We start from the raw sequence: 23846 nt of genomic DNA, 5'->3' as shown, positions 1-23846 counted from the left end.
CTTCCGAGCCCCGCGGAGCGGAAGCCGGCGCCGCCCCCGGGGAAAGGCTTCTCCGCGGTGGCGCGACGCTCCTCGCTGGGACGGGTCCTCCTCGGACTGTTCGTGGCGGGCGCGGCGGGTCTTGCCGTCGTCGCCTGGCGGGCCCCCGGGCTCCTCGTGGCCGGAGCGGACGCCCCCGCCGAGGACTTGATCCGGCCCGTCCGGAAGGGAGGGTCGGCGCGACCGCGGAAGGCCGCTCCCAAGCCCGAGGACCGCCCAGCCGCGGCGGCGGAGCCGGCGGGAAAGGAGACGTCCCCGGCTTCCGGGAAAGCGGCGGCCACCGATCGTCCCCCGGCCTACACCGAGAAGGACCTGCCTCGCCTGATCGCCCGCGCCGACAAGCTCATGGCCGAGGGCCGGGAGGCGGAGGCGGTCGAGACGCTGGAGGCGGCGCGGCGCGTGGCGCCGGCCGAGTTCGCCGTGCTGGACCGCCTCGAAGCGGCCCGGCGCGTGATGCAGGAGCGCCGCACCGCCGAGGAGCGCCTGGCCGACGGAAAGGAAGCGTTCGCCCAGGGGTCGTACGAGGATGCCCTGAGGGACTTCTACCGGGTCCCCGAGCGCTTCCGGCCCCCCCGCCTGGACCGCTGGATCGCGAACGGGTGGTACAACCTGGGAGTCCTGGCTCTCCAGCGTGGCGACGTCGTCGAGGCGGCGCAGCACTTCCGCGACGCGCTCGAGCTGTCCCCCGGCGACGCCGCGGCGCAGCGGAACCTCGAGGTCACCCGGCGCTACCGGCAGCGAGGAGCGCTGGATGACGCCTACCGCATCTACGTCTCCGAGCTGAAGCTCCGTTCCCTCGACGACTGATCGGCCGGCCGCCGGCCCGTCAGTGCCGGAAGTGTCGCCGGCCGGTGAAGACCATCGCCAGGCCGTGCTCGTCGGCGGCGGCGATCACTTCCTTGTCCCGGATGCTCCCGCCCGGCTGGATCACCGCCCGGATGCCGGCCTTGGCGGCCTCGTCGACACCGTCCCGGAACGGGAAGAACGCGTCCGATGCCATCACCGCGCCCGCGGAGCGGTCGCCGGCCTTCATCGCGGCGAGCTTCACCGAGTCGACCCGGCTCATCTGTCCGGCGCCGATCCCCACGGTCCGGTCGGCGAGAGCGAAAACGATCGCGTTGGACCGGACGTGCCGGCACACCCGCCAGGCGAAGCGCAAGGCGCGCCACTCGTCGTCCGTCGGCGGCCGCCGCGTGACCACCTCCGCCGACTCGAGCGGATCGTCGCCGTCCCACTCCTGCAGCAGTAGCCCGCCCGAGACGCGGCGCACGTCGAAGCCGGTCCGCCGCCCGGCTCCAGGGCCGAGTTCGATCACCCGCAGTTTCTTCTTCTTCCGGAGGATCTCCAGCGCCTCCTCCTCGATCTCCGGTGCCGCCACCACTTCGAGGAACATCGAGGTGAGTTCCCGCGCCGCGTCGGCGTCGACTCGCCGGTTGAAGGCGACGATCCCGCCGAAGGCGCTCACCGGATCGCCCTCTCGCGCGGCGAGGAACGCCTCGCGCGGCGTCTCGGCGCTGGCCGCGCCGCACGGATTCCCGTGCTTGATCACCGCGCAACCGCAGCGCTCGAGCGAATAGGCCACCGCGACCGCGGCGTCGAGGTCGAGGATGTTGTTGAACGAGAGTTTCGTTCCGTGAAGCTGCCGGGCGGCCGCGAGCGTGCCGGCCACGTCCCCGGACTCGCGGTAGAAGGCCGCCGACTGGTGCGGGTTCTCCCCGTACCGGAGATCCTGGACCTTGACCAGGTCGAAGCGAAGCTGCCCGGGGAAGCGCTCCGCCTCTTCGCTCTCCTCGTAAGCCCGTGCCAGGTACGCGGCGATCGCTTCGTCGTAGGCGGCCGTGTGCCGGAAAGCCGCGACGGCGAGTCTGGCCCGCGTCGCGGCGTCGAGGCCACCGTGGCGCTCGATCTCCGCCGCGATCTCGCCGTATCGTGCCGGTTCGACGACGACGGCCACATCGGCGTGATTCTTCGCCGCGGCCCGCACGAGCGTCGGGCCGCCGATGTCGATCATCTCCACGGCTTCGGGGAGCGGCGCACCGCTCGAGGCCGCCCGCTCGAACGGGTAGAGGTTGACGGCGACGAGATCGATCGGAGCGATGCCGTGCCGCTCGAGATCCTCCCGGTGCGACGGATCGTCGCGCACGGCGAGGATCCCCGCGTGGATCCGCGGGTGGAGCGTCTTCACCCGTCCGCCCAGCATCTCCGGGAATCCGGTCACGTCGGACACGCGGGTGACGGGGAGCTGCGCCTCCTCGAGCATCCGCGCCGTCCCCCCCGAGGAGATCAGCTCGACGCCGGCGGCGGTGAGCCGGCGGGCGAACTCGACGACCCCCGTCTTGTCGTACACCGAGATCAACGCCCGCCGGACGGCCTTCCTGCCCGTGCCGCGGCCGGTTCCCGCTCCGTTTCCCTTCATGGCCCAGTCTCCTTCGCCGCCTCAGGGGCGGCGGTTCCGCCCGCCGGTTCGAACGGGTTCGCCTTCCCGCCGGCGCCCAGGGGCGCTCCCTCGAGATCGCCGTGCGCCCGGTGCCACGCGTACAGCCACGCCTTGGCGGTGGCGCCGACGGCGAGCGACACCTCGAGCGACGCCGCCGCGAAAGGGATCGACCGATCGTCGAAGTCGGCTGCCGTCGGCCGTCGGCCCTCGGGGAAGAAGCTCCGCAGGATCCCCTCGTAGTCCCGCCTGGCCTTCGCCGCGATCGACCGGCCGAAAGCCACCGGGTCGCCGGCGGCGAGATGGGGATCGGCGAACCCGTCGAAGGTCACCTTGATGCGAGGGAGCTTCTGCTCGATGTAGCGCGCGAAGCGGCGGTAGCAGCGGGCTTCCCGCGGATCGTCGGGCCCGACGTTCAGTGCGAACGCCAGGTCGGCTGCCGCGTGAGCGATCTTCCCGAACCGGCGCGCCACCTCCCGCATCGGCGCGTGGCCGTCGAGCGCCTTCACCGCGCGGTCGATCTCGTCGGCGAGCGCGAACTCCGCACCTCCCGGCGCCGCGTGGCGTCCGACGCCCTCATCGCCGCTCCGCTCGAGGGCCCCGCGGTAGAGCTCGCGGGGATGGCGGCGCAGCTGCCGCGCGAGGCTGTCCGGCATCAGCAGAAGCGCGCGCCGGACGATCTCGCTGCGCGTTCGCGGCGAAAAGGCCAGGGCGGGTCCGACGGCCGCCCAGACCGCTGCCAGCAGAAGAAGCGCCCACCGGGACGCTCCGGCCGTGCCGTGACGGTGGGGCGGGGAAGAGTGCATGGCCGTGGCTCCGGCGGGGGCGGGATTGTAGCGCGCGGTGGCCCGGGCCGCGCCTGCCGCTGGCACGGGGCGTGCAGCGGTCTACGGGGCCGCTCCCTCACGGGACGCGGCGGGAGAGCCGTGTCGATGGCCCGATCGCCCGGGACCGCGCCATCCGCCACCGCAGACGCGATCTTCGCGGCCAACCGCGAGGTTCTGGAAGCGCGCCACCCCGGGCTGTGGGAACGGATTCTTGACGCTGCGCGCTCCGGCGGCCGTCCGGATCCCGACACCGGGGCCGGTCCCGCCGAGATACCCGCTGGTCTGGAAACCGCGGAGGAGATTCTCGTCTTCGGAGCGGCCGGCGGAGCCGCGCTCGACCGCGCCCTGGCCCGGGCGGCTCCCGAGGCGAGGGTGACCCTCGTCGTCGTCGATCCCGCGGGCTTTGCGGAGGCGCTCCGCCGCGAGCCGTGCGCCGGGCGCCTGAGCGATCCCCGCTTGACGATCGCGGGGGGCGGGCTCGCGGAGATCCGGAGGAAGCTCCCGGAAGGCGGGCGGCGGCTCGCCGTCCTCGTCGAAGCGGGGACCCTCGCGCGCACCCCGCGAGAGCTCGAGCCGCTCGCCGCAATGGCCCGCGAGCTGGCGGCCGTGCAGCGCTCCTGGGAAACCCAGTGCGGAACGATCCTCGCGAACGTCGCCCGGAATCTCGACGCGGTTCTGGGCGCCCCCCCTGTGGCGCGCCTGCGCCGCTTCGTCGCCGGCCGGCCGGTCATCCTGGTCGCGCCCGGACCGAGCCTCGAGGGTCAGCTCGGGCTCCTCGCACGGGAGGTTCCGCGGAGGGCGGCCGCGCTGGTCGCACTCGACACCTCCGTGCCGGCACTCCAGGCCGCGGGCGTGCCGGTCGACCTGGCGGTGACCTTGGACGGAACCGAGGGCGGACGCCGGAAGATCCTCCGGTGCCGGTCGTTGCCGCCTCTCGTCTTCTTCGAGGGAGCCCGTCCCGAGGCTCTCGACCGGTGCGAGGGCGCCCTGTACGCCTGCGAGCGTGGTGGACTGCTCGATCGGGCGGACGAGCTGTTCGGCAGGGAGGGGCGCTACGACAGCCACGGCTCGGTGTTGCTCGCCGCCCTCGACGTGCTGCTCGCCAACGGGGCGGGACCGATATTCCTGGCGGGAGCCGACCTCGCGCTCACCGGCGGGCGCGCGCACGCCGGGGGCGGGGCGGCGGAAGGCGAGATGAGCGTGCCTGGCAAGGACGGCCGTCCGGTTCCGACGACGGAGAGCCTGTGGCGCCACCGGCGCCGGCTGCTCCGCCGCGCAGCCGGTGTGCCGCAGGGGCGGATCGTCGATGTCACCGCCGCCGGCGCCACCCTTCCCGGCCTTCCGCGCGCGGCGCTGGAGGATGTGCTGGCCGCGCTCCCCCGCCGAGGAGGTGGCCATCTCCCCCTGCACGAGCGCGCTCTGGCGGTCGCGGAGCGCGGGGCCGGACACGACGCCGCCGAGGCGGAAAGGGCGCGGCGGGCCGCGCTTCGCGCCCTCGAAGAGGCGCGCGCGGGCCTCGCTCCCGCCGGGCGCGCCGGACACGAAGGAGCCTCATGATGCCGACGCCGACGCCACCGGCCGAGCAGCCGGGTCAGATCGCGATGCGCGCGCTGGTGCGCGCCGACCGCTTCCTCGACGCTGCAGGGCGCGAGATACCGGCCATCGCCGGGCACATGCGCCGCGGTGAACTCGCGGCCGTCCGCGTGAGCCTCGATCACCTTCTCGACGGTTTCGGCTCGTTGGCCCGCCTGGCGGTCGACCTCACCCGCGTGCGCGGGACCGCCGACGCCGAGAGCTTCGATCTCGGGGGGATGGCGCGGGCGCTACGGGATTTCGTGCACTGCCAGGAGGCGGGCGATTGGGCCGCCGCCGCGGACATCCTCGAGGGGACGATCCTGCCGATGATCCCTTCTTGGCGCGACCTCTTCCACCGCCACGCCGCAGCCCTCGAGGCGGCACGAGGAGCCGCCGGGGCCGCCGAACCGGCACCGTGAGCCCCCTCCCCGCCGGGACCGACCGCATGGCCGCCCCCGCGGCGGAATGGGCGCGCGCGTGGATCGCGTCGCTCCCCGGACGCCCGCAGGCGATCTTCACCCGGGGCAGGGGGGAGCATCTGGAGCACCTGGCGGAGACCGGCGCCTGCGTGGTCACCTGGACACTCGGGGCTCCGCCCCAGGAGCGCCGGGGCCGCATCGTCATGACGTCCCTCGCGGAGCGATACGAGAGCCTGGCCCGCCGCATCCTCACCTTCGGGCTGGAGGCCTACCGGGCCTGCCCCCCGGACGCCGGCCTGCGCGATGCACCGCCGGCCGCAGCGATGGATCGGGTGCTCGGCGAAGCGCGGCGCGCCGCCCTTCTCGAGGCGGGCACCCGCGCCACCCTCGCCCCGATCTGGTTCGACAACCTCGAGCGGAACCTACCGCGCCTTCTCGCGGGCGTGTGGGCCCGCGATCTGGCAGGAGCCGCCCGGCGCCTTCCCGTTCTCGTCGTCGGTGCCGGGCCGTCCCTCGAAGGCTTCCTCCGGCAGGCGAGGGACGTGCGCGAAACCGCGCTGGTGCTCGCCGCGAGTTCGGCGCTCGGGCCTCTCCGTGCCGCAGGCGTGCGGCCTGACGCCGCGGTGGTGATCGAGGGGAGGGATTGCTCGCGCCACTTCGAGGGGATCCCGCGCGAATGGCTCGCCTCGATGACCCTCTTCGCCGAGTCGAACACGAACCCGGCGCACCTCTCCCTCCCATGGGGGTCCGTCGCCTTCTTCCACGGGCCCACGGGAGCCTGGCTCGAACCCTGGACCGGCGCGGGGACGCTCGTCCCCACCGGTGGCAACGTGGGAACGGCGGCCCTGGTGCTCGGTTGGCTGCTGGGGGGCGACCCCGTCCTGATGGCAGGTCTCGATTTCGCGGCCCCCGGAGGGCGCTACTACGCGCCGGGGAGCGGGTCGCAGCGCCCCGGAGGGGCGCCGGAGCCCTCCCTTCGCGCGGAAGGCTGGGACGGGAGTCCTCTCGAAACGACGCCGGAGTTGGATGCCTACCGGCGCGCCACGGAGCAGGCGGTGGCCACGATCCGCTCGCGAGATCCGCGGGCGCGGTTCCTCTGCGCGGCGGGCGCTGCACGGATCGAGGGGGTGGACCGGGTCGACTGGGCCCGGTGGGCGGCCGGGCGGCCCCGGCTGGCGGCTCGCCCGCGGCTCGGAGCGCCGGCTCGCCGGGCCGCCCGGACCCCGGCGTTTCCCGCCCCGCCGGACCTTCGCGATCGGGTCCGGCGCTACGCGGAGGACCCGGCCGGGCCGCTCGCCGCACTCGCCCTCGCCGAACCTCCGGAGACGACGCTCTCACTCCTGGCGGCCGTGGAACTCGGGCGGCGGGACGGACCACCCGGTCCGGACAGGCAGCGCGAGGCGCTGCAGGCGGCGGCCCGGCGCTGGCGCGAGATGGCGGCGCGGGCGGCCGCGTGGAGCCGCTGGTTGGACCGGCCGGCGTGAAACGTCAGCGGAGGTCTCCGAGGACGCGACGCGCCATCCTGACCCAGGCCAACACCTGGCCCAGTTCCTCGGCGAGCTTCTCCTGCGGTTCCCCTGCCGCGAGGCGCCGGGCGTAGCGCTCGAGTCCCTCGAACAGCATCACGTGCGTTCCGGCGAGGAGGTCTTGCGGTTCGTTGCGGAAGGCGTGCACGCGGAAGATCGACAGGTCGGTGAAGGTCGCCAGCAGGTAACCGTCGCCCGCCTGCCATCCGATCGCCAGCTCCAGCGCTCCGGGCATGACGACCTCGAACCGCGGCTCTCCGAGCAGCGTCTCCAGGGCCTCGATCGCGCGTTCCGCGTCCTGATCCGCACTCAGGATCAGCGATGCCTCCACCAGCTCCCCGCCGTCCCGGAAGTAGAGGTCACCCTCGAGCACGGTCAGTCCGGCCGGAGCGGGCACGGTCGCGGCGGACCGGAGGTCGCCGACCACGGCATGCAGGTAGACGTCATCCCCGGCCCGCAGGAATCCGCGCTTGCGCATCGGGACGATCCTCTCCACCTCGGGAACGGAGGCACCGAGCCGGAGATGGAACGGGCCCAGAGCGTCGGCGACGCGGTCGGGGAGGTGCTGCGCGACGCCATCGGGGAGAGCCCACCCGGGCGGGGCCACCGGGTCGAGGGGGACGGTGGACGCCCACGCGCCCGTGGCGGCGGCGAGCGCGGACGCGGCGGCGAGCGATCGGAACGTCAGAGGGCGCACGGTGGGCTCCTGGGTGTCTGGTCTCTCGGCTGATCCACCGGGGGATGCGCCCGAAAAGTACGGGGAGCCGGACCGCCGTCAACCGCCCTCGGGACGCGCGATCCGGCGCGAAAACGCCCGAACGATGATGGAGCGCCGACTGGCGGCGGCGCGGGGCGGCGGTCCAGAATGCCCCGGCCGGCGGGCCGCACGCGGGCTTCGCCGCTGGGAGGAATCGACCGCGATGGGGCTTCGATCGGCTGGGGTGCTGGCGCTCGCGTTCGCCGCCGCGGCGGGTGCGGCCGAGCAGTCCGCGCCCCGTCTCGCCCTGGCGCTGCTCGACCGCGGCTCCGTCGAATTCCGCTCGCTCGACGGGAAGAAGCTGGGGGAGGCGAAGACGGGCGCGGGGCCGCGCGCCCTGGCGGTTTCGGGCGATCGCCTCTTCGTGGCCAACCGCGGGGTCGGAGACGAGCCCGGTTCGACGGTCACCGTCGTGGATCTCGGTGAACTGGAGCCCCGCCGCACGGTGAAGCTGTGCGAGGGCTGCGCTCCGAGGGGACTGACCTTCGACAGCCAAGGCCGCCTCTGGATGGCGGGACAGGCGCATCGCGCCCTGTACCGGGTCGATCCCCCGTTCGACGATCCGGCGGGCTCCCTGCTCATCGCCTGGGGCTGGCCCACCGACGTCGTGCGGATGAGCGGAAGCGACCTGCTCGTCGTCGGCTACCGCGACGCCGGAGCCGTCGCGGTGGTGGACGCCGCGCGCCAGTTCGCGACCCGCGTCGAAGTGTTCGCCGATCCCGATCTTCTCGTTTCTCCGGAGGGGCGGCGCGAAGTGTGGATCGCCTCCTCCCGCCGGCCCGGATTGGCCCGGCTGCGCCCGGGCGCGAAACCGGGCGAGTTCACCGCGGAGACGTTCGACGCGGCCGGCGTGACGGGCGGCCTGGGCGCGACCCCCGACGGATCGCGGCTCGTCCGCTCGGTCGTGGAGCCGCCGGCGCTCGTCGTGGTCGACACCGAGACCGGAGAGGAGCGCGGCCGGCTCACCCTCGCCGAGAATCCCGGGCGTCTCGCCGTGTCGTCGCGTGCGCCCGCCCGCGCCGCCGTCTGGCTTCCGGCCTCGCGTTCGGTGGCCGTCGTCGACCTCTCCGATCCGGCGGCACCGCGGCTCGCTGGGCGTTTCGCGGTGGAGGCGGCTGTCGGCGCGATCCTCTTCGTGCCATGAACCCTTCAGAGCCCCCTCCTCGGTGAGGTGCATCCTTCGCGGTGCATTTTCGGCACCGGTTCGCCTTCGGCGCGACCCCCGACCGGACCGCGCGGCGATGGGTTTTCACCCGCGGGAGCGGGCGTCCTCGCGGAGGGAGCGGCGGAGGGAGTCGGGGCGGAAGGGGGGCTCGAAGCGGCGGCGGCGTCGAAGGAGCGACGGCCGCTGCACGAACTCGAGGGGCGCGACTTCGGTCTTCGTGGCATGCCGGGCGATGGCGGGATCGGGCGTGTGGCGGCAGGGCCGGTCGGCGCGCGTCCCGGATACGGGAGGCGGGGCGGGTCAGGCCGCCGCAACGCCCCGCCCGTGCGACAGCGCACCATCGGGGAAGCACCTCCGGACGGCTGCGCCGGCGTAAGATTTCGGGGCGGGAGGGCCCCGCCGGTGCTTGCACACCTCCTTCGTCGCGCCGTTGTCCCGTGGCTGCCGGTCGTTCTCGCGCTCGTCGCGGGCCCGTCGCGACCGGTTCTCGCGGGCGCTCCCCCCGCCGACGACGCCTGCGAGCGGAACGCCTCCGAGTGGGGTGCCTTCGCTTCCGACGGAGCCCCCGCGGAAGTCGTGGACGAAGAAAGCCGCGTCCAGGTGGGGGAGGCTTCGGTCCGTCTCGATACGGAGAGCGGTTTCGACACGGGGCTCTACTATCCCCGTTCCGGGGAGGCGCACTGGGACCTCAGCGGGATGACCACCCTCGCCTTCTGGGAATACGGAATGAACGATCACCCGGAAGGGTTCCAGGGGAATCAGCCGATCGTCGTGCTCGTCACGCCGACCGGCGATGCGCGCTACGAGCCGCTCCGTCAGCGCGTCCCCAACCGGGCGTGGGCGATGATCCGGGTCCCCCTCGCTGGGGGTTGGGGATGGACGCGGGTGGATACGGGAGAGCCCGACCTTGCCGACGTGAGCCGCGTGGAGATCCACCACGACACCTGGGACTACGGTTTCTCCCTCGTGGTCGACGGGCTCCGTTTCCACGATCACGTTCCCGGAACCCCGCCGCCGCCGGGACCCGCGCCGCCTCCGGGCATCGACCCCGACGCGGTGCCCTCGCGGGCGCTTCTCTTCGTCTTCGATCCGGTGATGGAGAACAAGGGCGGTGTCCGGATGCACGAGGCGTACGGATGGTTCGATCCGGTGACGCTCACGGCCGCGGTGACGGCGGAGCTGGAGGCGCACTCCCACGGCCGCGCGCCGATCGAGGTGGTCGAGACCGACATCGTCGACGACTACCCCTTCTTCGAGGACGGATTCCGGTACGACGACGCGACCTACGACGAGGCGATGCGCACGGGCGAGTGGCACCACGGGCGGTTCGACTATGCCCGGTTCGTCGCGGATGCCGCTCTGGCCAAGCGGGTCGAACGCGGGTCGATCGACGAGGTCTTCGTCTACGGAGCCCCGTACTTCGAGATGTGGGAATCGACGATGGCCGGCGATGGCGGCTACTGGTGCAACTCCCCACCGGTCGAGGGGGTCCCGAGCGAGAGGCTCTTCGTGATCATGGGCTGGAACTACGAGCGGGGTGTGGCGGAAGCGCTCCACTCGTGGGGGCATCGGGCCGAGAGCGTGCTCGACCACGCCTACGGGCCGCGAACGCCGGACCGGAGCACGACCTGGAGCGCGTTCTGCCTCATCGACGCGAAGGCACCGGGCCAGGGGAGCATCGGAGACGTTCACTTCCCCGTCAACGGGTTGGCGGACTACGACTACTGCAATCCGCGCAACGTTTCCTCGGACGCCGACTGCTGGTACGCCTACCCCGATCTCGCCTGCCCGAGGCGCCCGGTGGGGTGCGACGACTGGTCACCGTTCCGTGAGGATCCGCATCGCGAGTACCTCGAGTGGTGGTACGACCACATGCCTCACGTCGCGGGGGCCGGTGCCGACCGGTTTCTGGCCAACTGGTGGCGCTACCTGATCGACGTCGAGCAGTTCAAGGGCTGGGACGGGAACCTCGCCCTGGCGAGCGGCAGGATCGACCTGACGATCCTCGATCCCGCGGACGGAGAGGAAACCGCCGGGCTCGTTCCGGTCGCCGTGCGTGCGGCGGCCGACGGCGCCGCCGGCCGGGTGGATCTGTACGCCGACGGGGAGTTCGTCGCGAGCGACCCCTTGCCGCCGTACCGCTTCGTATGGGACGCGCGCGATGCCGCGCCCGGATCGCACGTGCTCGAGGCGCGGGCCTACGAGCTCTGGAGCGGCGCCGAGTCGCGCTCGCCGAGCGTCACCGTCGTGGTGGCGCCGCCGCCGCCGCCGCCGGACGAGGTTTCCGGTCCGGCGGCTCCGACCCCGCTGACCTTCGCCACCAGGAGCCGGCTCGTGTGGGAAGACGCCGGGGCGCGGGGAGTCACCGGTTACAACCTCTACCGGGGCTCCGTGAGGTGGCTCGACGACGGGGTGCCCGCGGGCCGCATCGCCGAGCGGCTGCCCGGACCGTCGGCCGAGGACCGCGAGCGCCCCGGCCCGGGCACCGCCTGGTACTACCTCGTCACCGGCGTGAACGGGGCCGGCGAAGGCCCGCCGGGGGCCGGCTCGGCCGGGGGTGAGCGCCCGATCGCACCCTGAACCGACCGGAATCCGAGCTGCTCGCCGGGGGCGCGTTCTTTCCTTCGCGCCGAGGGCTGTCGGAGGTAGCGGTCTCGAATCGATCCCGCCGCATCGATTCGAAGGTGCCCCCTCGGCGGTGCGAACAGCAGCGCAACTCGATGTCGGGTCAAGACTTCGGTCCTGGTTCGCCGGCGTGAAGCCACTCGAGATCGCAACCTCCCGGGGGTCAGCCCCTCGGCTGCGGAAACGAACCATCGGGAGTGCGCCGCCCGCGGGTTCGGGGCGAAGGCCCGCCGGCCGACGAGTCGGCCGGCGTGTCGGGCCGTGGCAGGCGCACCTCCCGCCCGAATCCGGGCCCGTCCGCCGGCGTTCGACGGCACCCGGCCGCGGACCTATGTTCCGATCCGGGACCGGAGTCGATGGATCGTCTCGTCGTCAAGGCCAGGCAGGCCCTCCGCAGCGGAGACCCGGGGCGCGCCGCCGCGCTCGCGTCGGAGTCGCTCCGGCGTGACGCGCGCAGCGGCGCCGCGTGGAGCGTCGCAGCCGACGCCCTCGCCGCCGTCCTGCGCCAGGCGGGCCTGCTGGGCCACGGTTACGCGCCCGGGAGCGTTCCGCCGCGCGTCCTCCGCGAGTCCCCCTCGGCCCCGGCGCTCGCCGAGCTCGCCGGAGAGCTGCAGCGGGCGCTCCACGCCCTGGTCGGCCTCGGGGAGGCCGCCGCGGCCCGGAGGATCTTCGAGCTCGGAGCCGCGCTGTGCGACCTCGACCTCGTGCGGGCGCCCGCCGGTGGCTCACCCACCGGGCGCGTGGTGTCGATCCTCTGCTGCGATCGGGCCGACCTGCTCGCGCGCACCATCCGCGACCTCACCGCCTCCGATCTCCCGCCCTCGGATCTCGTCCTGTTCGACGACGCCTCGACCGACCCGCGCGTCGCGCAGATCCTCGCGAGCGAGGCGTTCGGCCGTCACCGGGTCCACGTCCTGCGCAACCGGGGGTTCCGCACCCGGTGCTGGGGCGGCAACCAGAATGCCGTCCTCGATTACGCCGAGCGCTTCCTCGGCGGGTTCGAGGAGCTGATCCTGCTCGACTCCGACATGGCCCTCGCGCCCGACTGGTGGTCCGCGCAGCGGCGTGTGGCGGAGGCACTGGCCCCGCTGGAGCTTCCGGAGGGAAGGCTCGGGGGGGTCACCGCCTTCCACGCAGCACGGTCCCACCCTGCGGTTCGCACCGTCGATGCCGGCGGCGTGCGCGCGCGGATCAAGCGCAGCGTCGGGGGATGCCTCCTGGCGGTCGACCGCGCCACCTACCGGGAGGTGCTCGGTCCCTTCGACCATCTGGCCGACTGGGGCTGGTGCCTGCGCCTGCGGCTGGCGCGCCGCTTCGTGGCGGCCACCGTGCCGTCCCGCGCCCAGCACCTCGGCCGCGAGAGCCTCCTCTTCCACGCCGTGAGCGATTCGGCGCCCGACTTCGAAGCATGACGCCTCGCCGGCACGGAACGCTGCTCCTCCAGCTCGAGCGCCTGGGCGACCTCGTCCAGACGCTTCCCGCGCTGCAGGCCCTCGCGGCCGCGGGGGAGCCGGTCACGCTGGTCATCCGCGAGGCGCTCGCCCCGTGGGCCCGCGCGCTCGTGCCCGCCGGCACCGACGTCCGGCTCGTGGGGGACCGCTCCCTCGCCGCCCTGATCGAGGCGCTCTCCGCAGGGCCGGAGGAGGCGCAGGGGGCGATCGCGCTCGTCCGGGAGGAGATCGGCCCCGCGAGCCCCGCCCGCCTCGTCAACCTCACCTGGCATGCGGCAGGGGCCGCGGTGGCCTCCGCCTTCGGGGCGCCGCGTTCGGCGGGACCGCTTCTGAGCCGGGAGGGGGAACGGCTCGCCGCCGGCTTCTGGGGCGCTTACCCGGTGGCGGCCTGGGACGCTCGCCCGGCGGGCCGAGTCCTTCTGAGCGACGTCCGGAGACTCCTCGTCGAGGAGGTCTGCGGACACCGTCTTCCGGAGCCGGAGTTGCCGCGGGCAGCGCGCCGATCGCGGGGTCCTGTCGCGCTGGTCGCCGGCGCCGGAGCCGCAGCACGCCGATGGCCCGCCGAGCACCAGGCCCGCCTGGCCGCGGCGCTGCACCGGGAGGGGCTTCCCGTGGCGCTCGTCGGCGGGCCCGAAGACCGAGCGCTGGGGGAGGAGATCGCCCGGCGGGCCCGCGAACTCGGCGCGGACGTCCAGAACCTGACCGGCAAGCTGCCCCCTTCCGATTTCGTCGCCTGGCTGCGCGAGGCGCGCCTCGTCGTCGGGCCCGACACCGGTCCGACGCACCTGGCCGCGGCTTCCGGCGTTCCCTGCGTGATGCTCCTGGCGGCCTCGGCCCACGCGTGGGAGACGGGACCGGCGGCGGAAGGGGCGATCGCCTTGCAAGCGCTTCCCGTGGGGCGCTCGTCGATGGAGGATCTGGTTCCCGGCCTCGTCGAGCGGGCTGCGCGCGCCGCCTTGGGGGAGGCGCCGCTGCCGCGCGGAGAGGCGGGGGTGGCCGTGCTGCAAGCCCGGGCCGCCGGAGATCCGCTCGGAGGAGCGGTCCTCGATGGCGAGGATCCGCCGGTCCGGTCGCCGCGCCTGCTGCTGGCGGCTTGGGGGGCGGTTCCGGGACGCGAGCCCACCCCGGACGCCCTGACGGCCGCCCTCCGCGAGGAAGCGGATCCGAGCCGTGCCGCCGCGTGGAACCGGGCAGCGGCCCTCGCGCGTCGCGGGACCCTCGCGGCGGACGAGGCGGCGCGCCTGCTCGCCCGGAGGCGGGGTGCCGGTGCCGGAACGGCGCTGCGGGAGGCCGGGCGGAGCCTCGACGCCTTCGCTGCCCTCCTCGGGGCCCTTCCCGAAGGCCGACTGCTCTCCGCCTGCCTGAAGGTGCTCCTCGAGAATCTCCCGCCCGAGGCGCCCGGCTCGGTGGTGAGCCGCGTCCGGGAGATCGCCCGCCGAGCCGCAGCCGTGGCGGCTTCCGCCGCGGCCACACCGGCGGTCGCGGCGCTGTGACGGCGACCCCGCTATAGTGGCCGGGCGATGCGCGGTTGGTTTCGGCAGAGTCGGCCCGGCTCCGCGGCGGGATCCCGCCGGCGCGGCATCCTCCTCCTGGCGGCGGCGATCCTCTCGGTGGGGTGCCAGGGGGGTGGGGCATGGCGCTGCCCGCCGCGGCCGATCCACCTCCAGCCCGGAGACGAGCTTCCCGACCTGACGGCCATGGCGCTCGACGGCGGGACCGTCGACCTCCGTCAGATCACCGACGGGAAGGTGGCGGTGATCGACATCTGGGCGAGCTGGTGCGGGCCTTGTCTCGCCGCGATACCGCACCTCCAGGCGCTGCAAAACCGCTACCGGGGGCGCGGCTTCACCGTCGTCGGCGTCATGGTGGACCGCAACGCTTCCCGGATCGGGGCGGCGGTCGCGGAGCAGCGCGGCATCCGCTATCCGGTGCTGGCCGACGACGACGGGCAGGCGGTGAACTGCGCCTGGGGCTACCCGCTGGGCATTCCCACGATGGTGCTGGTGGGGCGCGACGGAAAGGTCGTCGAGGTCTACCGGGGCACGGTGGGGATCGCCGCGATCCAGCGCCGCGTCGAGGAGCTGATGCGGGCCGCTCCGGCCACCGAGACCTCTTCCTGACCCGGCCCAGCGGCGGGAAAGGGCGGGCTCCCGCGGGGCGCGGCCGCGCGGACCGGCCCCGCGGGCGAGCGCCTCACCGCTGCGGCAGCGGTTCCATCGTCAGCGGGTCCCGTAGCGGCAGGTGGGTCACCTTGCCGCCGTAGAACTCCGACATGCTGGCGCGGTGGTCAGGATCCCCGGGCGCGATCTCGTCCCACTTTCCGACCACGAGGAGGAGCATCCGTTCGGGATGCAGGTACTTCTTCGCCACGCGCAGCACGTCCCCGGTGTCCACCGCGGCGATCCGCTTCCGGTACTCGCTCCAGTAGGAGTGGGGCCGGCCGTAGTACTCGTCGAACGCGAAGGTGCGCGCCACGGCGTCCGCGCTCTCAAAACGCCTGGGGAAAGCGTCGATGAAGGAGTTCTTCGAAACGCGAAGCTCCTCCTCCGAGACCTCCTCGGAGCGCATCTGCTCGATCAGTTCCCGCGACAGCTTGGCCGCCAGAGCGACCGTCGGATTCTTGGACTGGAACGATACGAAGAAGAGGCCCCGGTCGACGATCCCGAGGTTGAGCCGCGACCCGGCACTGTAGGCGAGTCCCTCGTCGGAGCGGATCTTCTTGGTGATCCGGGAGGTGAAGCCCCCGCCGCCGAGGATGTCGTTCATGACCATCAGCGCGTACATGTCCGGATCGTCCCACCGCTTCCACCGGGGAGCCTCGTGCCCGTAGTAGACCTTTCCCTGGGGAATGTCCTTCTCCACGTGATAGACCCCGGGCACCGGCTCGTGCGTGGTGGCCGGGGGCGGCCATGGGACCTTCACCTTCGCCGGCTCCCAGCCGGCGAAGCTCTCCTCGAGCCGGGCGAGCAGGCTCTTCGTGTCGACGTCGCCCGATGCCCAGACGATGAAGTTTCCCGGATGGAAGTAGTTCCGGTGGAAAGCGACGAGATCGTCACGGCTGATGGCGTCGATGCTCGGTTTCGTCGCCTGACGCGCGGAGTAGTGATCCTCGCCGAACATGAGGAACCGCCATTCCCGGTTCAGGATCGCGCCCGCATCGTCGTTGCGCTGCTTGAAGCGTTCGATCAAGTTCGTCTTCTCGATGTCGAGCCGGTCCTGCTGGAACCGCGGGGACCTCAGCATGTCGAAGAAGAGCCCCATGGCCTCGTCGAGCACGAAGGTCGTGCAATCGAGCGACGCCGAGCCCGAGATATCGCCGACGAAGCTGCTGATGTTCGCAGCGAGGAAGTCGGCCCGCTCGTCGAATTCCTCGGCGCTCATCTTCTCGGTACCGCCGCGGCGAAGCATCGTGCCGGTGAGGGAGGCAAGCCCTGCCTTCCCTTCCGGATCGAGGAACGATCCCGCCCGAACCACGACCGAGAGGTTGACGAGCGGCAGGGAATGATCCTCGACGATGTAGACCGGGACGCCGTTGCTCAGCACGTGCCGGTACTGATCGGCGTCCGGGACCTCGAATTTCAGCGGCTCGAACCGGAGCTTCTCCGGCCTGTCGGGGATCGCCGCCGTCTTCGCTCCCGCCGCGAACGATGCCAGGAGCGCGCTCGCGGCCAGAACCGCCAGGATGCGCTTCATCGCTCACCTCCCTTCGCGGCATCGAGCTGCTCGATGCGCCCCTCGATCCACCGCTCCATCACCCTCATCGCCGGCGCAAACTCCGGCGGCATCTGGTCCTTCCGCTGACGCATCTGCTCGAGGATCTGCCGGAGCTTGTCGGGGTCCTCGATCTGCTTCAGCTGGCGCAGCTGCATCTTGACCATCTGCTGCTGCTGCGGCGGCAGATCCGCGAGACCCTCCGGCGGCTGGTCGGCCGCGGATCCGGGCTTGCGGTAGTAGAGCGCGACCGAGCGCCTCTCGGGTCCGAAGTAGCGGCGGGCCACTTCCTTCACCTGGTCCGCCGTCACCGCGAGCGTCTTGTCGGCCCAGGTGTTGATGTACTTCCAGTCGCCCAGGCCGTCGAAGTAGAGGAGCTGAATCATGAGGAAAAAGGGCCTTTCCAGCCGCCTGTACGCGTCGGCCGCGATCTGGTTCTTCACCTTCTGCAGCTCGTCCTCGGGGATCGGTTCCTCTCGGATGCGCCGGAGCTCCTCGTACCATGCGGCCTCGAGCTGTTCCGGCGTCGCCTCGCCCTTCGCCTCGGCGAAGAACGAGAAGTAGCCGGCGTACTTCATGCTGTTCTGCGACGCGGCGGCGGAGCTGGCGATCTGCTGATCCAGGACCAGCGACTTGTACAGGCGTCCCGTGCGGCCGTTGAGAAGGCCCGCCAGCACGTCGAGCGCGTACGAATCGGCGTGTTCGAAGGGCACCGTGTGGTAGCGCACCTCCACCTGGGGCTGGCAGTCGCACTCGGCGCGCATCCGCTTCTCGGCGAGCTGTTCGACCTCCAGCGTGACGACGTCGGGCGGGGCATGCGGGCCTGGCTGGAGACGGCCGAAGTACTTCTCCGCCAGGGCCCGGACCTCCGCGGGATCGAAGTTCCCCACCAGCGCCGCCGTGAGGTTGTTCGGCGCGTAGTAGGTCGCGTAGTACTCATCCGCCTGCTTCTTGCTGATCACGCGCAGATCGGACGGCCAGCCCACGACGGGCCACCCGTAGGGATGAGAGACCCAGAACATCGCGTTGAACTGCTCGTCGTACTTGCCGGTCGGCGTCGACTCGGTGCGCAGCCGGCGCTCCTCGTGAACCACGTCCCGCTCGGAGTAGAACTCCCGGAAGACCGGATTGAACAGGCGGTCCGACTCCATCCAGAACCACAGCTCGAGCTTGTTGGCCGGGACGGTGATGAAGTAGACGGTCATGTCCTGGTTGGTGAAGGCGTTCATCCCCGACGCTCCGGCCGCCGTGTAGATCTTGTCGAACTCGTCCTTGACCATCAGCGACCGCTGTTCCTCGACGAGTTCCTGGAAGCGCCGTTGCAGTTCCACCAGTTCGGGCGGACGGGCGTCCGGATCGAACGGGTCGGAGATCTCGCCGAGGCGCCACCGGCGCCGCTGTTCGCGGTAGATCTCCCGGATCCGCTCCTGGATGCGCTCCTGCTCCTCGATGATCTCGAGATCGCGCTCGGCGTTCTTCGTACCGATCGTGCGCGTCCCCTTGAACATCATGTGTTCGAAGAGGTGGCTGATCCCCGTCATCCCCGGGCGCTCGTTGGCCGAACCGACGTGGGCCACCCACCCGGCGGAGACGGTGGTCTTCTCCGGCTGGCGGACGAGGAGGAATCGCATCCCGTTGTCGAGCACGAACTCCTCGACAGGGACCTGGGCGCGCCCCGACGCCGCGGGCGTCGCCGGGGCCGCGGCGAGGGCGGCGAGCGTCAGCAAGAGGGCATGGCGCATGGCGGGTCACTCCTTGACCGGACGGGGGCCGCGGGAGACGGCCGCCCCGGGACGGGACACCTTATCAGCGCCGCCCGCCGGAATCCCGCCCCGGGCCGGATTCGTTCCGGGCGGTTCGCAGGCCGTGGCCGGCGGTCGCGGGCCCGGCCGGCCGGCGGGGCCTGCGTCCCGCGCGACCGGCGGCCGCGGGCGTCGGGGGGCCGGTCCGGGGGCCGGATCACTCCCCGGTGCCGGGACCGAAGAACGTCGGCGGATTCTCGAGGGTGTAGATCGTGTCCTCCTCCTCGATCTTCCGCCGCAGGTAGAGCGGCGTTTGCAGCAGGCCCAGCAGCGTTTGGCCGTCGATCAGCTTGAAACCGCCGGTGGTCTTCTCGGCGAGCAGCCGGTCCACGCGGCCGGGATCGGGTCGGGTCTCGATCGGCTGGCCGGAGGCCAGGGCGAAGCCCCACGGGGAGCCGTACGACGGAACGTGCGAGCCGTAGGAGAGGACATGGGGCCAGACCGCCCCGACCGTGCGGACGAGTCGGGCGTGGAGCGCATGCTCCGCTGGACTGATCGGCCCGGCCTGCACGACGAACAGCCCGCCTTCGGCCACGACCCGCCGCGCCTTCTCGAAGTACTCGCGGGTGAACAGCTTGTAGGACGGCCCCGACTCGATCGGATCGGAAAGGTCCGAGATGACGACGTCCCAGCGGTCGTCGGCCCGGTCGAGCAGCTCGAGGGCGTCGCCGATGATCAGCTCCGTCCTCGGATCGTCGAAAGCCCCCTGGTGCATCTCCGGGAGGTGTTCGCGACAGGCCTGCACCACCTTCCCGTCGATGTCGACCATGGTGACCCGCTCCACCGTCTTCCAGCGCAACGCCTCGCGCACGGTGGCGCCCTCGCCGCCCCCCAGCACCAGCACGCGCCGGGGGGAGCCGTGGAGGATCATCGCCGGGTGGACGAGCGCCTCGTGGTAGAGGAATTCGTCGGCGACCGACGACTGCCACTTGCCGTCGAGAACCAGGGCCTTCCCGTAGGCGCCGGTTTCCAGGATGTACATCTCCTGGTAACGGGTCCGTGCGTGCGCGAGGACACGCGTCACGCCGTGACAGTAGATGTCCCAGGGGGTGATGTACTCGTTCAGCCAGAAATCCGCGCGAAGCTCAGCACCCGGCATTGGGACGCCTCCTCCGACGACTCCCCCGGCTCTGCCGCCGCCTCGACCACGGGCGAAGGACGGTCGTTCCGGGGAAGGTTGGGAGCCATCATGCCGCGGGGCAGCTTGCGCATCTGGAACCGGCGCGCCTGGAACACACGCTTGAGATACTCGCAGGCTCGCTCGGGTCGGGTGTGCTGGCCGCAGGTGAACACGTCCGCGGCGGCGTAGCCCTTCTCCGGCCAGGTATGGACGGAGATGTGGGACTCCGCGAGGAGCGCGAGCGCGGTCACTCCTTGCGGCTCGAAGGCGTGCTGGACTTCGTGCAGGAGCGTCGACCTCGCCTCCTGCGCGGCGCGGCGCACCGCGTCCCGCACGAAGACGACGTCGTTCAGAAGTCCTGGCGGACAGTCATACATTTCGAGGATGCAGTGAGAGCCGAGTGACTTCACAGGCCCATCCCCCTGCTCGGGCAGACAGCGCCTGCCCCCCGAAATGCGTCTCGATCTCCGGAGACGCGCGTGGAACGTCCCCGCCGCTCCTGCGCTCGGAGGTGCGCAAACGGCGAAGCCGGATTTATAGGGGCAACCGGCCGCCGGCGCAAGGGCCCGGCTCGAGCCGGCGGCCGGCGCACCGGCCCCGCCCGTCCGGAGCCGGGCCCGGGCGACCGGGGCGCGCCTCGGGCCGGCCGGTGGCGCCCCCGCGGGGCCCGGGCAGGGGGCCGGCTAGCCCGGCGGCCAGCCGAAGCTCCGGCCTCCGAGCAGGTGGACGTGGAGGTGGAAGACGGACTGACCGGCCCCGGCGTTGCAGTTGACGACCGTCCGGTAACCCGGGCCGTCGACGCCCCGCTCCTTGGCGATCCGGGCGGCGACCGTGAGGAGGTGGCCGGCCATCGGCTCGTCCTCCGGGAGGAGGTCGTTCAAGGTGGCCACGTGCTTTTTCGGCACGATCAGGACGTGCACGGGCGCCTGCGGATTGATGTCCTCGAAGGCGACGCAGAGGGGATCCTCGTGGACCTTCTTCGCGTCGACGGCGCCCGAGACGATCTTGCAGAACAGGCAGTCGGATTCGGCCATGACTTCTCTCCCCGCCCGGGCTCGCGCCCGGGCGCCGGTCTGTGGCATTCTATCGACCGGCGCCCCGTTCCGGGGCGCGAGGAGGCGGCGCATTCCTGCCCGGCGGCGCGCCGCCGCCGCAGGCCGGACAGCAGGATTTCCCGGGGAGAGGAACCATGCGCAACGGGTTGTTGCTCGCAACGATCGTCTTGGCGGCCCTGCTCGGAGCCGCCTGCAACTCGGCGGTCGAACCCGCCGGGGGAGAGCTCGGCCCCACCGGAGGATCGGATCAGCAGGTGCTGCCGGGGAGCGGCTACGGCGCGGTGACCGTCCAGCTCTCCACCGCGTCCCCGACCGTCCAGGCAGCGACGGCCCCGGCCGCGAACGGGGGGAGCCTCCTGGTCGGGTTCAACTCGCTCACCCTCTACAACCACCTGGATCCGATGCAGGTGGTCGAGGTGCCGGTCGATCCCGAGCAGCCGGTGGACCTGATGGCCGCCGCCGCCGATCCGGTGACGCTGCTCGAGGGCGTGCCCGTGCCGGAGGGCGAGTACGACTGCATCAGCTGGGAGATCGCCAGCGTCGAGGCGTGCGGGATGCCGGCTCCGATGCCGGCGAACGCCTCCGGTGACGTCTGCACGGCGGCGCCGTTCCTGGTCTCCGATGGAGAGCAGGTGACGCTGCTGATCGAGATGCCCGAACTCTCGTTCGACTGCGCCTCGATGCACTTTTCCATGGGCTCGGCGATGCTCTCCGTGCGCTAGCCGGAGGCGCGCCGCCCGCCCGCCGGGGCGGGTCCGGAAAGCGAATCGGGGCCCCGCCGGGGCCCCGCTTCGTTTCCGGACTTCGGCTCGAGACCCCCGAGCGCCGGGGATCGGCTCTCCACCGCCCGCGTCCGCGTGCCCCCCGACGAATCCGTCGGACCGGGGAGCGCCGGCCGCGGTGCGGGGCAGCGCCTCCGCTCGGGGGTGCGTCCCCGAAGGTGCACGATCCTGTCGGACGGGTCGGCCGCTCCCCTGTTGCGTTCGCCGGGCGGCCTCCGAGAGGCGGCATCCCGGTCAAGTCCTTCTTTTTCAAAGGGTTGCGAGCGTTTCCCAGCCCCGAGGGGTCACCCTCGGAAGGGACTACCGGACTCGTTCGATCCTGGCGCCGAGCCGGCCGAGCTTCTCCTCGATCGCCTCGTAACCGCGGTCGAGGTGGTACACGCGGTGCACGACGGTACGGCCGCGGGCCGCGAGGCCCGCCAGCACCAGGCACGCCGACGCGCGGAGGTCCGAGGCCGTCACCTCGGCCCCGGTCAGCGGCGTCGGTCCCTCGACGGCCGCGGTGTGGCCCGACAGTTCGATCGAGGCCCCCATGCGCAGCAGCTCGGGCACGTGCATGAAGCGCGCCTCGAAGATCTGTTCGCTGATTCGCGAGAGCCCCCCCGCCTGCGTCATCAGGACCATGTACTGGGCCTGCAGGTCGGTCGGGAATCCGGGATAGGGCTCGGTGACCATGTCGTGCGCCCGCAGAGCTCCGGCCCGCTGCGCTCGGATCCAGTCGCGCCCGCATTCGAGTCCCAGCCCGACCCGCTCGAGACGTTCGAGCACCACGCCGAGGTGCCCCGGATCGACCGCCTCGAGGGTGACCCGGCCGCCGGTGATCGCCGCCGCGACCAGGTAGGTGCCCGCCTCGATCCGGTCGGGAATGATCCGGTGCTCGGCTCCGTGGAGCTCCTCCACCCCCTCGATCGTGATCGTCCGGGTGCCGTGCCCCTCGATGCGCGCGCCCATCGCGATCAGAAGGCTCGCCAGGTCCTCGACCTCCGGCTCCCGCGCCGCGTTGCGCAAGACGGTCGTGCCGCGCGCGAGGCAAGCCGCCATCATCAGGTTTTCCGTGCCGGTGACCGTCACGTCCTCGAAGGTGATCTCGGCACCTTGCAGCCGGTCGGCCCGAGCCTCGATGTAGCCGTGCTCGAGCCTGATCTCCGCTCCCATCCGCTCGAGCCCGGCGAGGTGGCGGTCGATCGGGCGGGCCCCGATGGCGCAGCCCCCCGGCAGGGAGACCCGGGCCCGCCCGTGCCGCGCCAGGAGAGGCCCGAGGACGAGCACCGAGGCGCGCATCCGGCGGACGAGATCCCACGGCGCCTCGGCCGAGACGAGTTCCGGGGCGGACAGAGCCCAGCGGTGGCGCCCCAGACGCTCCGCCCGGACGCCGAGGGTCCCGAGCAGCTCGATCATCGTCGACACGTCCCGCACGTCCGGCACGTTGTCCAGCCGCACCTCTCCGGAGGTCAGCAGCGTGGCGCTCAGCGCGGGAAGGGCGGCGTTCTTGGCGCCGGAGATACGCACGGCACCGTCGAGAGCGTGACCGCCGTCGATGACGAGCCGGTCCATCGCCTACGATCCTCCCCGCCCCCCGCGGTCCAAGTCCAGGCTCGCGAGCCACTCCGCGAGCCTCGGCCCGAGGTCCTCACGCTCCAGCGCCAGCTGGACGGTCGCCTGGACGAGTCCGAGCCTCGTGCCGGCATCGAAACGGCGGCCCTCGATCTCGACCGCCATGAGGGCGTTCTCGCGGGCCAGCTCTCTCAGGGCGTCGGTGAGCTGGATCTCCCCCCGCGCCCCCGGGGGCGTCCGGGCCAGGACGGGGAAGATGCGAGGGGTCAGGATGTACCGCCCGACGATGGCCAGATCGGACGGTTCGTGGCCGGGGCGAGGCTTTTCGACGAGGTCGGCCACCTCGTGGACGCGGCCGTCGGAGCGGCGCGGCGCGATCACGCCGTAGGCCCCGACCCGGTCGCGCGGCACGCGCTGCACGGCGAGCACGGGATGGCCGGTGGTCCGGAAGACGTGGAGGAGCTGCTGGATCGGCGGGACGTCGGCGAGGACGAGGTCGTCGGCCAGGAACACGGCAAAAGGCTCTTCTCCCACGAGGCTTCGCGTGCACAGCACGGCGTGCCCGAGGCCGAGGATCTGCTTTTGCCGCACGTAGGCGAAGCGGCACAGGTCCGCGATGCGGCGCACCGTCGCCAGCTCGCGCTCCTGTCCCCGGGCCTCCAGCACCGCCTCCAGCTCGAAGGAGCGGTCGAAGTAGTCCTCGATGGCGCGCTTGCCGCGCCCGGTGACGATGATCACGTCCTCGATGTCCGAGGCGATCGCTTCCTCGACGGCGAACTGGATGAGCGGCTTGTCGACGACCGGGAGCATCTCCTTCGGCATCGACTTCGTCGCCGGCAGGAATCGCGTGCCGAGGCCGGCCGCGGGGAAGACCGCCTTGCGCACCCGCATCGCTCGTCTCCCGGCGCGGCGGCCGCCGCGCCGCACGGATTATGCCGGAACCTCCGGGCGGCTGCCCCGCGTGCGCCTCGATCGGGCCGGAGTAGACTGGCGCCTCGCACCGG

20 protein-coding genes are annotated in these 23846 nt (G+C 72.4%); 10 read left to right on the top strand and 10 right to left on the bottom strand.

Annotated elements, in window-relative coordinates; genetic code table 11:
• Positions 1 to 57 precede the first annotated feature (57 nt).
• Positions 58 to 846: a tetratricopeptide repeat protein gene (locus D6718_13965; GenBank protein RMG42404.1), complete on the top strand. Its 789-nt coding sequence runs from the start codon at positions 58 to 60 to the stop codon at positions 844 to 846.
• A gap of 19 nt (positions 847 to 865) precedes the next feature.
• Here D6718_13965 and purH read toward each other — a convergent pair whose 3' ends face one another.
• Both purH and D6718_13955 read right to left on the bottom strand, forming a co-directional pair.
• Positions 866 to 2455, bottom strand: coding sequence for a bifunctional phosphoribosylaminoimidazolecarboxamide formyltransferase/IMP cyclohydrolase PurH (purH, locus tag D6718_13960; GenBank protein RMG42403.1), 1590 nt, complete (start codon positions 2453 to 2455; stop codon positions 866 to 868).
• On the bottom strand, positions 2452 to 2805 hold the full coding sequence (locus D6718_13955) for a hypothetical protein (protein ID RMG42402.1): 354 nt from the start codon (positions 2803 to 2805) through the stop codon (positions 2452 to 2454). The genes purH and D6718_13955 overlap by 4 nt, the downstream gene beginning before the upstream one ends.
• Between D6718_13955 and D6718_13950 the strand changes: the two genes are divergently transcribed.
• The 3 genes from D6718_13950 to D6718_13940 are packed head-to-tail and all read left to right on the top strand — an operon-like array spanning position 2776 to position 6778.
• A complete protein-coding gene (locus D6718_13950) occupies positions 2776 to 4857 on the top strand; it encodes a DUF115 domain-containing protein (protein ID RMG42401.1) in 2082 nt (693 codons plus the stop codon). The genes D6718_13955 and D6718_13950 overlap by 30 nt on opposite strands.
• Positions 4857 to 5294, top strand: coding sequence for a hypothetical protein (locus D6718_13945; GenBank protein RMG42400.1), 438 nt, complete (start codon positions 4857 to 4859; stop codon positions 5292 to 5294). Before D6718_13950 ends, D6718_13945 begins: the two co-directional genes overlap by 1 nt.
• Positions 5291 to 6778, top strand: coding sequence for a DUF115 domain-containing protein (locus tag D6718_13940; protein RMG42399.1), 1488 nt, complete (start codon positions 5291 to 5293; stop codon positions 6776 to 6778). Before D6718_13945 ends, D6718_13940 begins: the two co-directional genes overlap by 4 nt.
• 4 nt (positions 6779 to 6782) lie before the next feature.
• Here D6718_13940 and D6718_13935 read toward each other — a convergent pair whose 3' ends face one another.
• On the bottom strand, positions 6783 to 7517 hold the full coding sequence (locus D6718_13935; GenBank protein RMG42398.1) for a hypothetical protein: 735 nt from the start codon (positions 7515 to 7517) through the stop codon (positions 6783 to 6785).
• 244 nt (positions 7518 to 7761) lie between these two features.
• On the opposite strand from D6718_13935, the gene D6718_13930 reads away from it, so the two are divergent.
• The 5 genes from D6718_13930 to D6718_13910 all read left to right on the top strand — a co-directional run bounded on the left by D6718_13930 (position 7762) and on the right by D6718_13910 (position 14938).
• Entirely contained in the window at positions 7762 to 8721 is a 960-nt protein-coding gene (locus D6718_13930) for a hypothetical protein (GenBank protein RMG42397.1), read from the top strand.
• 423 nt (positions 8722 to 9144) lie between these two features.
• Positions 9145 to 11322, top strand: coding sequence for a hypothetical protein (locus D6718_13925; protein ID RMG42396.1), 2178 nt, complete (start codon positions 9145 to 9147; stop codon positions 11320 to 11322).
• Positions 11323 to 11723: 401 nt separating this feature from the next.
• On the top strand, positions 11724 to 12779 hold the full coding sequence (locus D6718_13920; protein RMG42395.1) for a glycosyltransferase family 2 protein: 1056 nt from the start codon (positions 11724 to 11726) through the stop codon (positions 12777 to 12779).
• On the top strand, positions 12776 to 14311 hold the full coding sequence (locus tag D6718_13915; GenBank protein ID RMG42394.1) for a hypothetical protein: 1536 nt from the start codon (positions 12776 to 12778) through the stop codon (positions 14309 to 14311). The genes D6718_13920 and D6718_13915 overlap by 4 nt, the downstream gene beginning before the upstream one ends.
• A gap of 27 nt (positions 14312 to 14338) precedes the next feature.
• Positions 14339 to 14938, top strand: a complete 600-nt coding sequence (locus D6718_13910; protein RMG42393.1) for a TlpA family protein disulfide reductase — start codon at positions 14339 to 14341, stop codon at positions 14936 to 14938.
• A 73-nt stretch (positions 14939 to 15011) separates the two neighbouring features.
• Here the strand turns inward: D6718_13910 and D6718_13905 are convergent, their stop codons facing one another.
• The 5 genes from D6718_13905 to D6718_13885 all read right to left on the bottom strand — a co-directional run bounded on the left by D6718_13905 (position 15012) and on the right by D6718_13885 (position 20485).
• Positions 15012 to 16511: an insulinase family protein gene (locus tag D6718_13905; protein RMG42392.1), complete on the bottom strand. Its 1500-nt coding sequence runs from the start codon at positions 16509 to 16511 to the stop codon at positions 15012 to 15014.
• Positions 16508 to 18271 carry an insulinase family protein gene (locus D6718_13900; GenBank protein ID RMG42391.1) on the bottom strand — a complete coding sequence of 588 codons (1764 nt, stop codon included), beginning with the start codon at positions 18269 to 18271 and terminating at the stop codon, positions 16508 to 16510. Before D6718_13900 ends, D6718_13905 begins: the two co-directional genes overlap by 4 nt.
• A 217-nt stretch (positions 18272 to 18488) precedes the next feature.
• A complete protein-coding gene (locus D6718_13895) occupies positions 18489 to 19430 on the bottom strand; it encodes a methyltransferase domain-containing protein (GenBank protein ID RMG42390.1) in 942 nt (313 codons plus the stop codon).
• Positions 19394 to 19828: an adenosylmethionine decarboxylase gene (gene speD, locus D6718_13890; protein ID RMG42405.1), complete on the bottom strand. Its 435-nt coding sequence runs from the start codon at positions 19826 to 19828 to the stop codon at positions 19394 to 19396. Before speD ends, D6718_13895 begins: the two co-directional genes overlap by 37 nt.
• Positions 19829 to 20134: 306 nt before the next feature.
• The gene (locus D6718_13885) at positions 20135 to 20485 is read right to left on the bottom strand and encodes a histidine triad nucleotide-binding protein (GenBank protein ID RMG42389.1); all 351 of its coding nucleotides are present in this window, start codon (positions 20483 to 20485) and stop codon (positions 20135 to 20137) included.
• 155 nt (positions 20486 to 20640) lie between these two features.
• Between D6718_13885 and D6718_13880 the strand changes: the two genes are divergently transcribed.
• Positions 20641 to 21228: a hypothetical protein gene (locus tag D6718_13880; protein RMG42388.1), complete on the top strand. Its 588-nt coding sequence runs from the start codon at positions 20641 to 20643 to the stop codon at positions 21226 to 21228.
• A 360-nt stretch (positions 21229 to 21588) separates the two neighbouring features.
• On the opposite strand, the gene murA is transcribed toward D6718_13880, so the two are convergent.
• Positions 21589 to 22842, bottom strand: a complete 1254-nt coding sequence (gene murA, locus D6718_13875; protein ID RMG42387.1) for a UDP-N-acetylglucosamine 1-carboxyvinyltransferase — start codon at positions 22840 to 22842, stop codon at positions 21589 to 21591.
• A 3-nt stretch (positions 22843 to 22845) separates the two neighbouring features.
• Entirely contained in the window at positions 22846 to 23733 is an 888-nt protein-coding gene (gene galU / locus D6718_13870) for a UTP--glucose-1-phosphate uridylyltransferase (GenBank protein ID RMG42386.1), read from the bottom strand.
• Positions 23734 to 23846 lie beyond the last annotated feature (113 nt).

The organism is Acidobacteriota bacterium, from assembly GCA_003696075.1.
Lineage (GTDB): Bacteria > Acidobacteriota > Polarisedimenticolia > J045 > J045 > J045.
Note: the sequence above shows the minus strand (reverse complement) of the source record. Positions and strands in the feature narration are given on the sequence as shown.

Coding starts and splice junctions, on each gene's coding strand:
- D6718_13895 (RMG42390.1), bottom strand. CDS start 19,430: ATGCCGGGTGCTGAGCTTCGCGCGGATTTCTGGCTGAACGAGTACATC.
- D6718_13885 (RMG42389.1), bottom strand. CDS start 20,485: ATGGCCGAATCCGACTGCCTGTTCTGCAAGATCGTCTCGGGCGCCGTC.
- D6718_13920 (RMG42395.1), top strand. CDS start 11,724: ATGGATCGTCTCGTCGTCAAGGCCAGGCAGGCCCTCCGCAGCGGAGAC.
- D6718_13905 (RMG42392.1), bottom strand. CDS start 16,511: ATGAAGCGCATCCTGGCGGTTCTGGCCGCGAGCGCGCTCCTGGCATCG.
- purH (RMG42403.1), bottom strand. CDS start 2,455: ATGAAGGGAAACGGAGCGGGAACCGGCCGCGGCACGGGCAGGAAGGCC.
- murA (RMG42387.1), bottom strand. CDS start 22,842: ATGGACCGGCTCGTCATCGACGGCGGTCACGCTCTCGACGGTGCCGTG.
- D6718_13910 (RMG42393.1), top strand. CDS start 14,339: ATGCGCGGTTGGTTTCGGCAGAGTCGGCCCGGCTCCGCGGCGGGATCC.
- D6718_13880 (RMG42388.1), top strand. CDS start 20,641: ATGCGCAACGGGTTGTTGCTCGCAACGATCGTCTTGGCGGCCCTGCTC.
- D6718_13915 (RMG42394.1), top strand. CDS start 12,776: ATGACGCCTCGCCGGCACGGAACGCTGCTCCTCCAGCTCGAGCGCCTG.
- galU (RMG42386.1), bottom strand. CDS start 23,733: ATGCGGGTGCGCAAGGCGGTCTTCCCCGCGGCCGGCCTCGGCACGCGA.
- speD (RMG42405.1), bottom strand. CDS start 19,828: ATGTATGACTGTCCGCCAGGACTTCTGAACGACGTCGTCTTCGTGCGG.
- D6718_13945 (RMG42400.1), top strand. CDS start 4,857: ATGCCGACGCCGACGCCACCGGCCGAGCAGCCGGGTCAGATCGCGATG.
- D6718_13950 (RMG42401.1), top strand. CDS start 2,776: ATGGGGATCGGCGAACCCGTCGAAGGTCACCTTGATGCGAGGGAGCTT.
- D6718_13900 (RMG42391.1), bottom strand. CDS start 18,271: ATGCGCCATGCCCTCTTGCTGACGCTCGCCGCCCTCGCCGCGGCCCCG.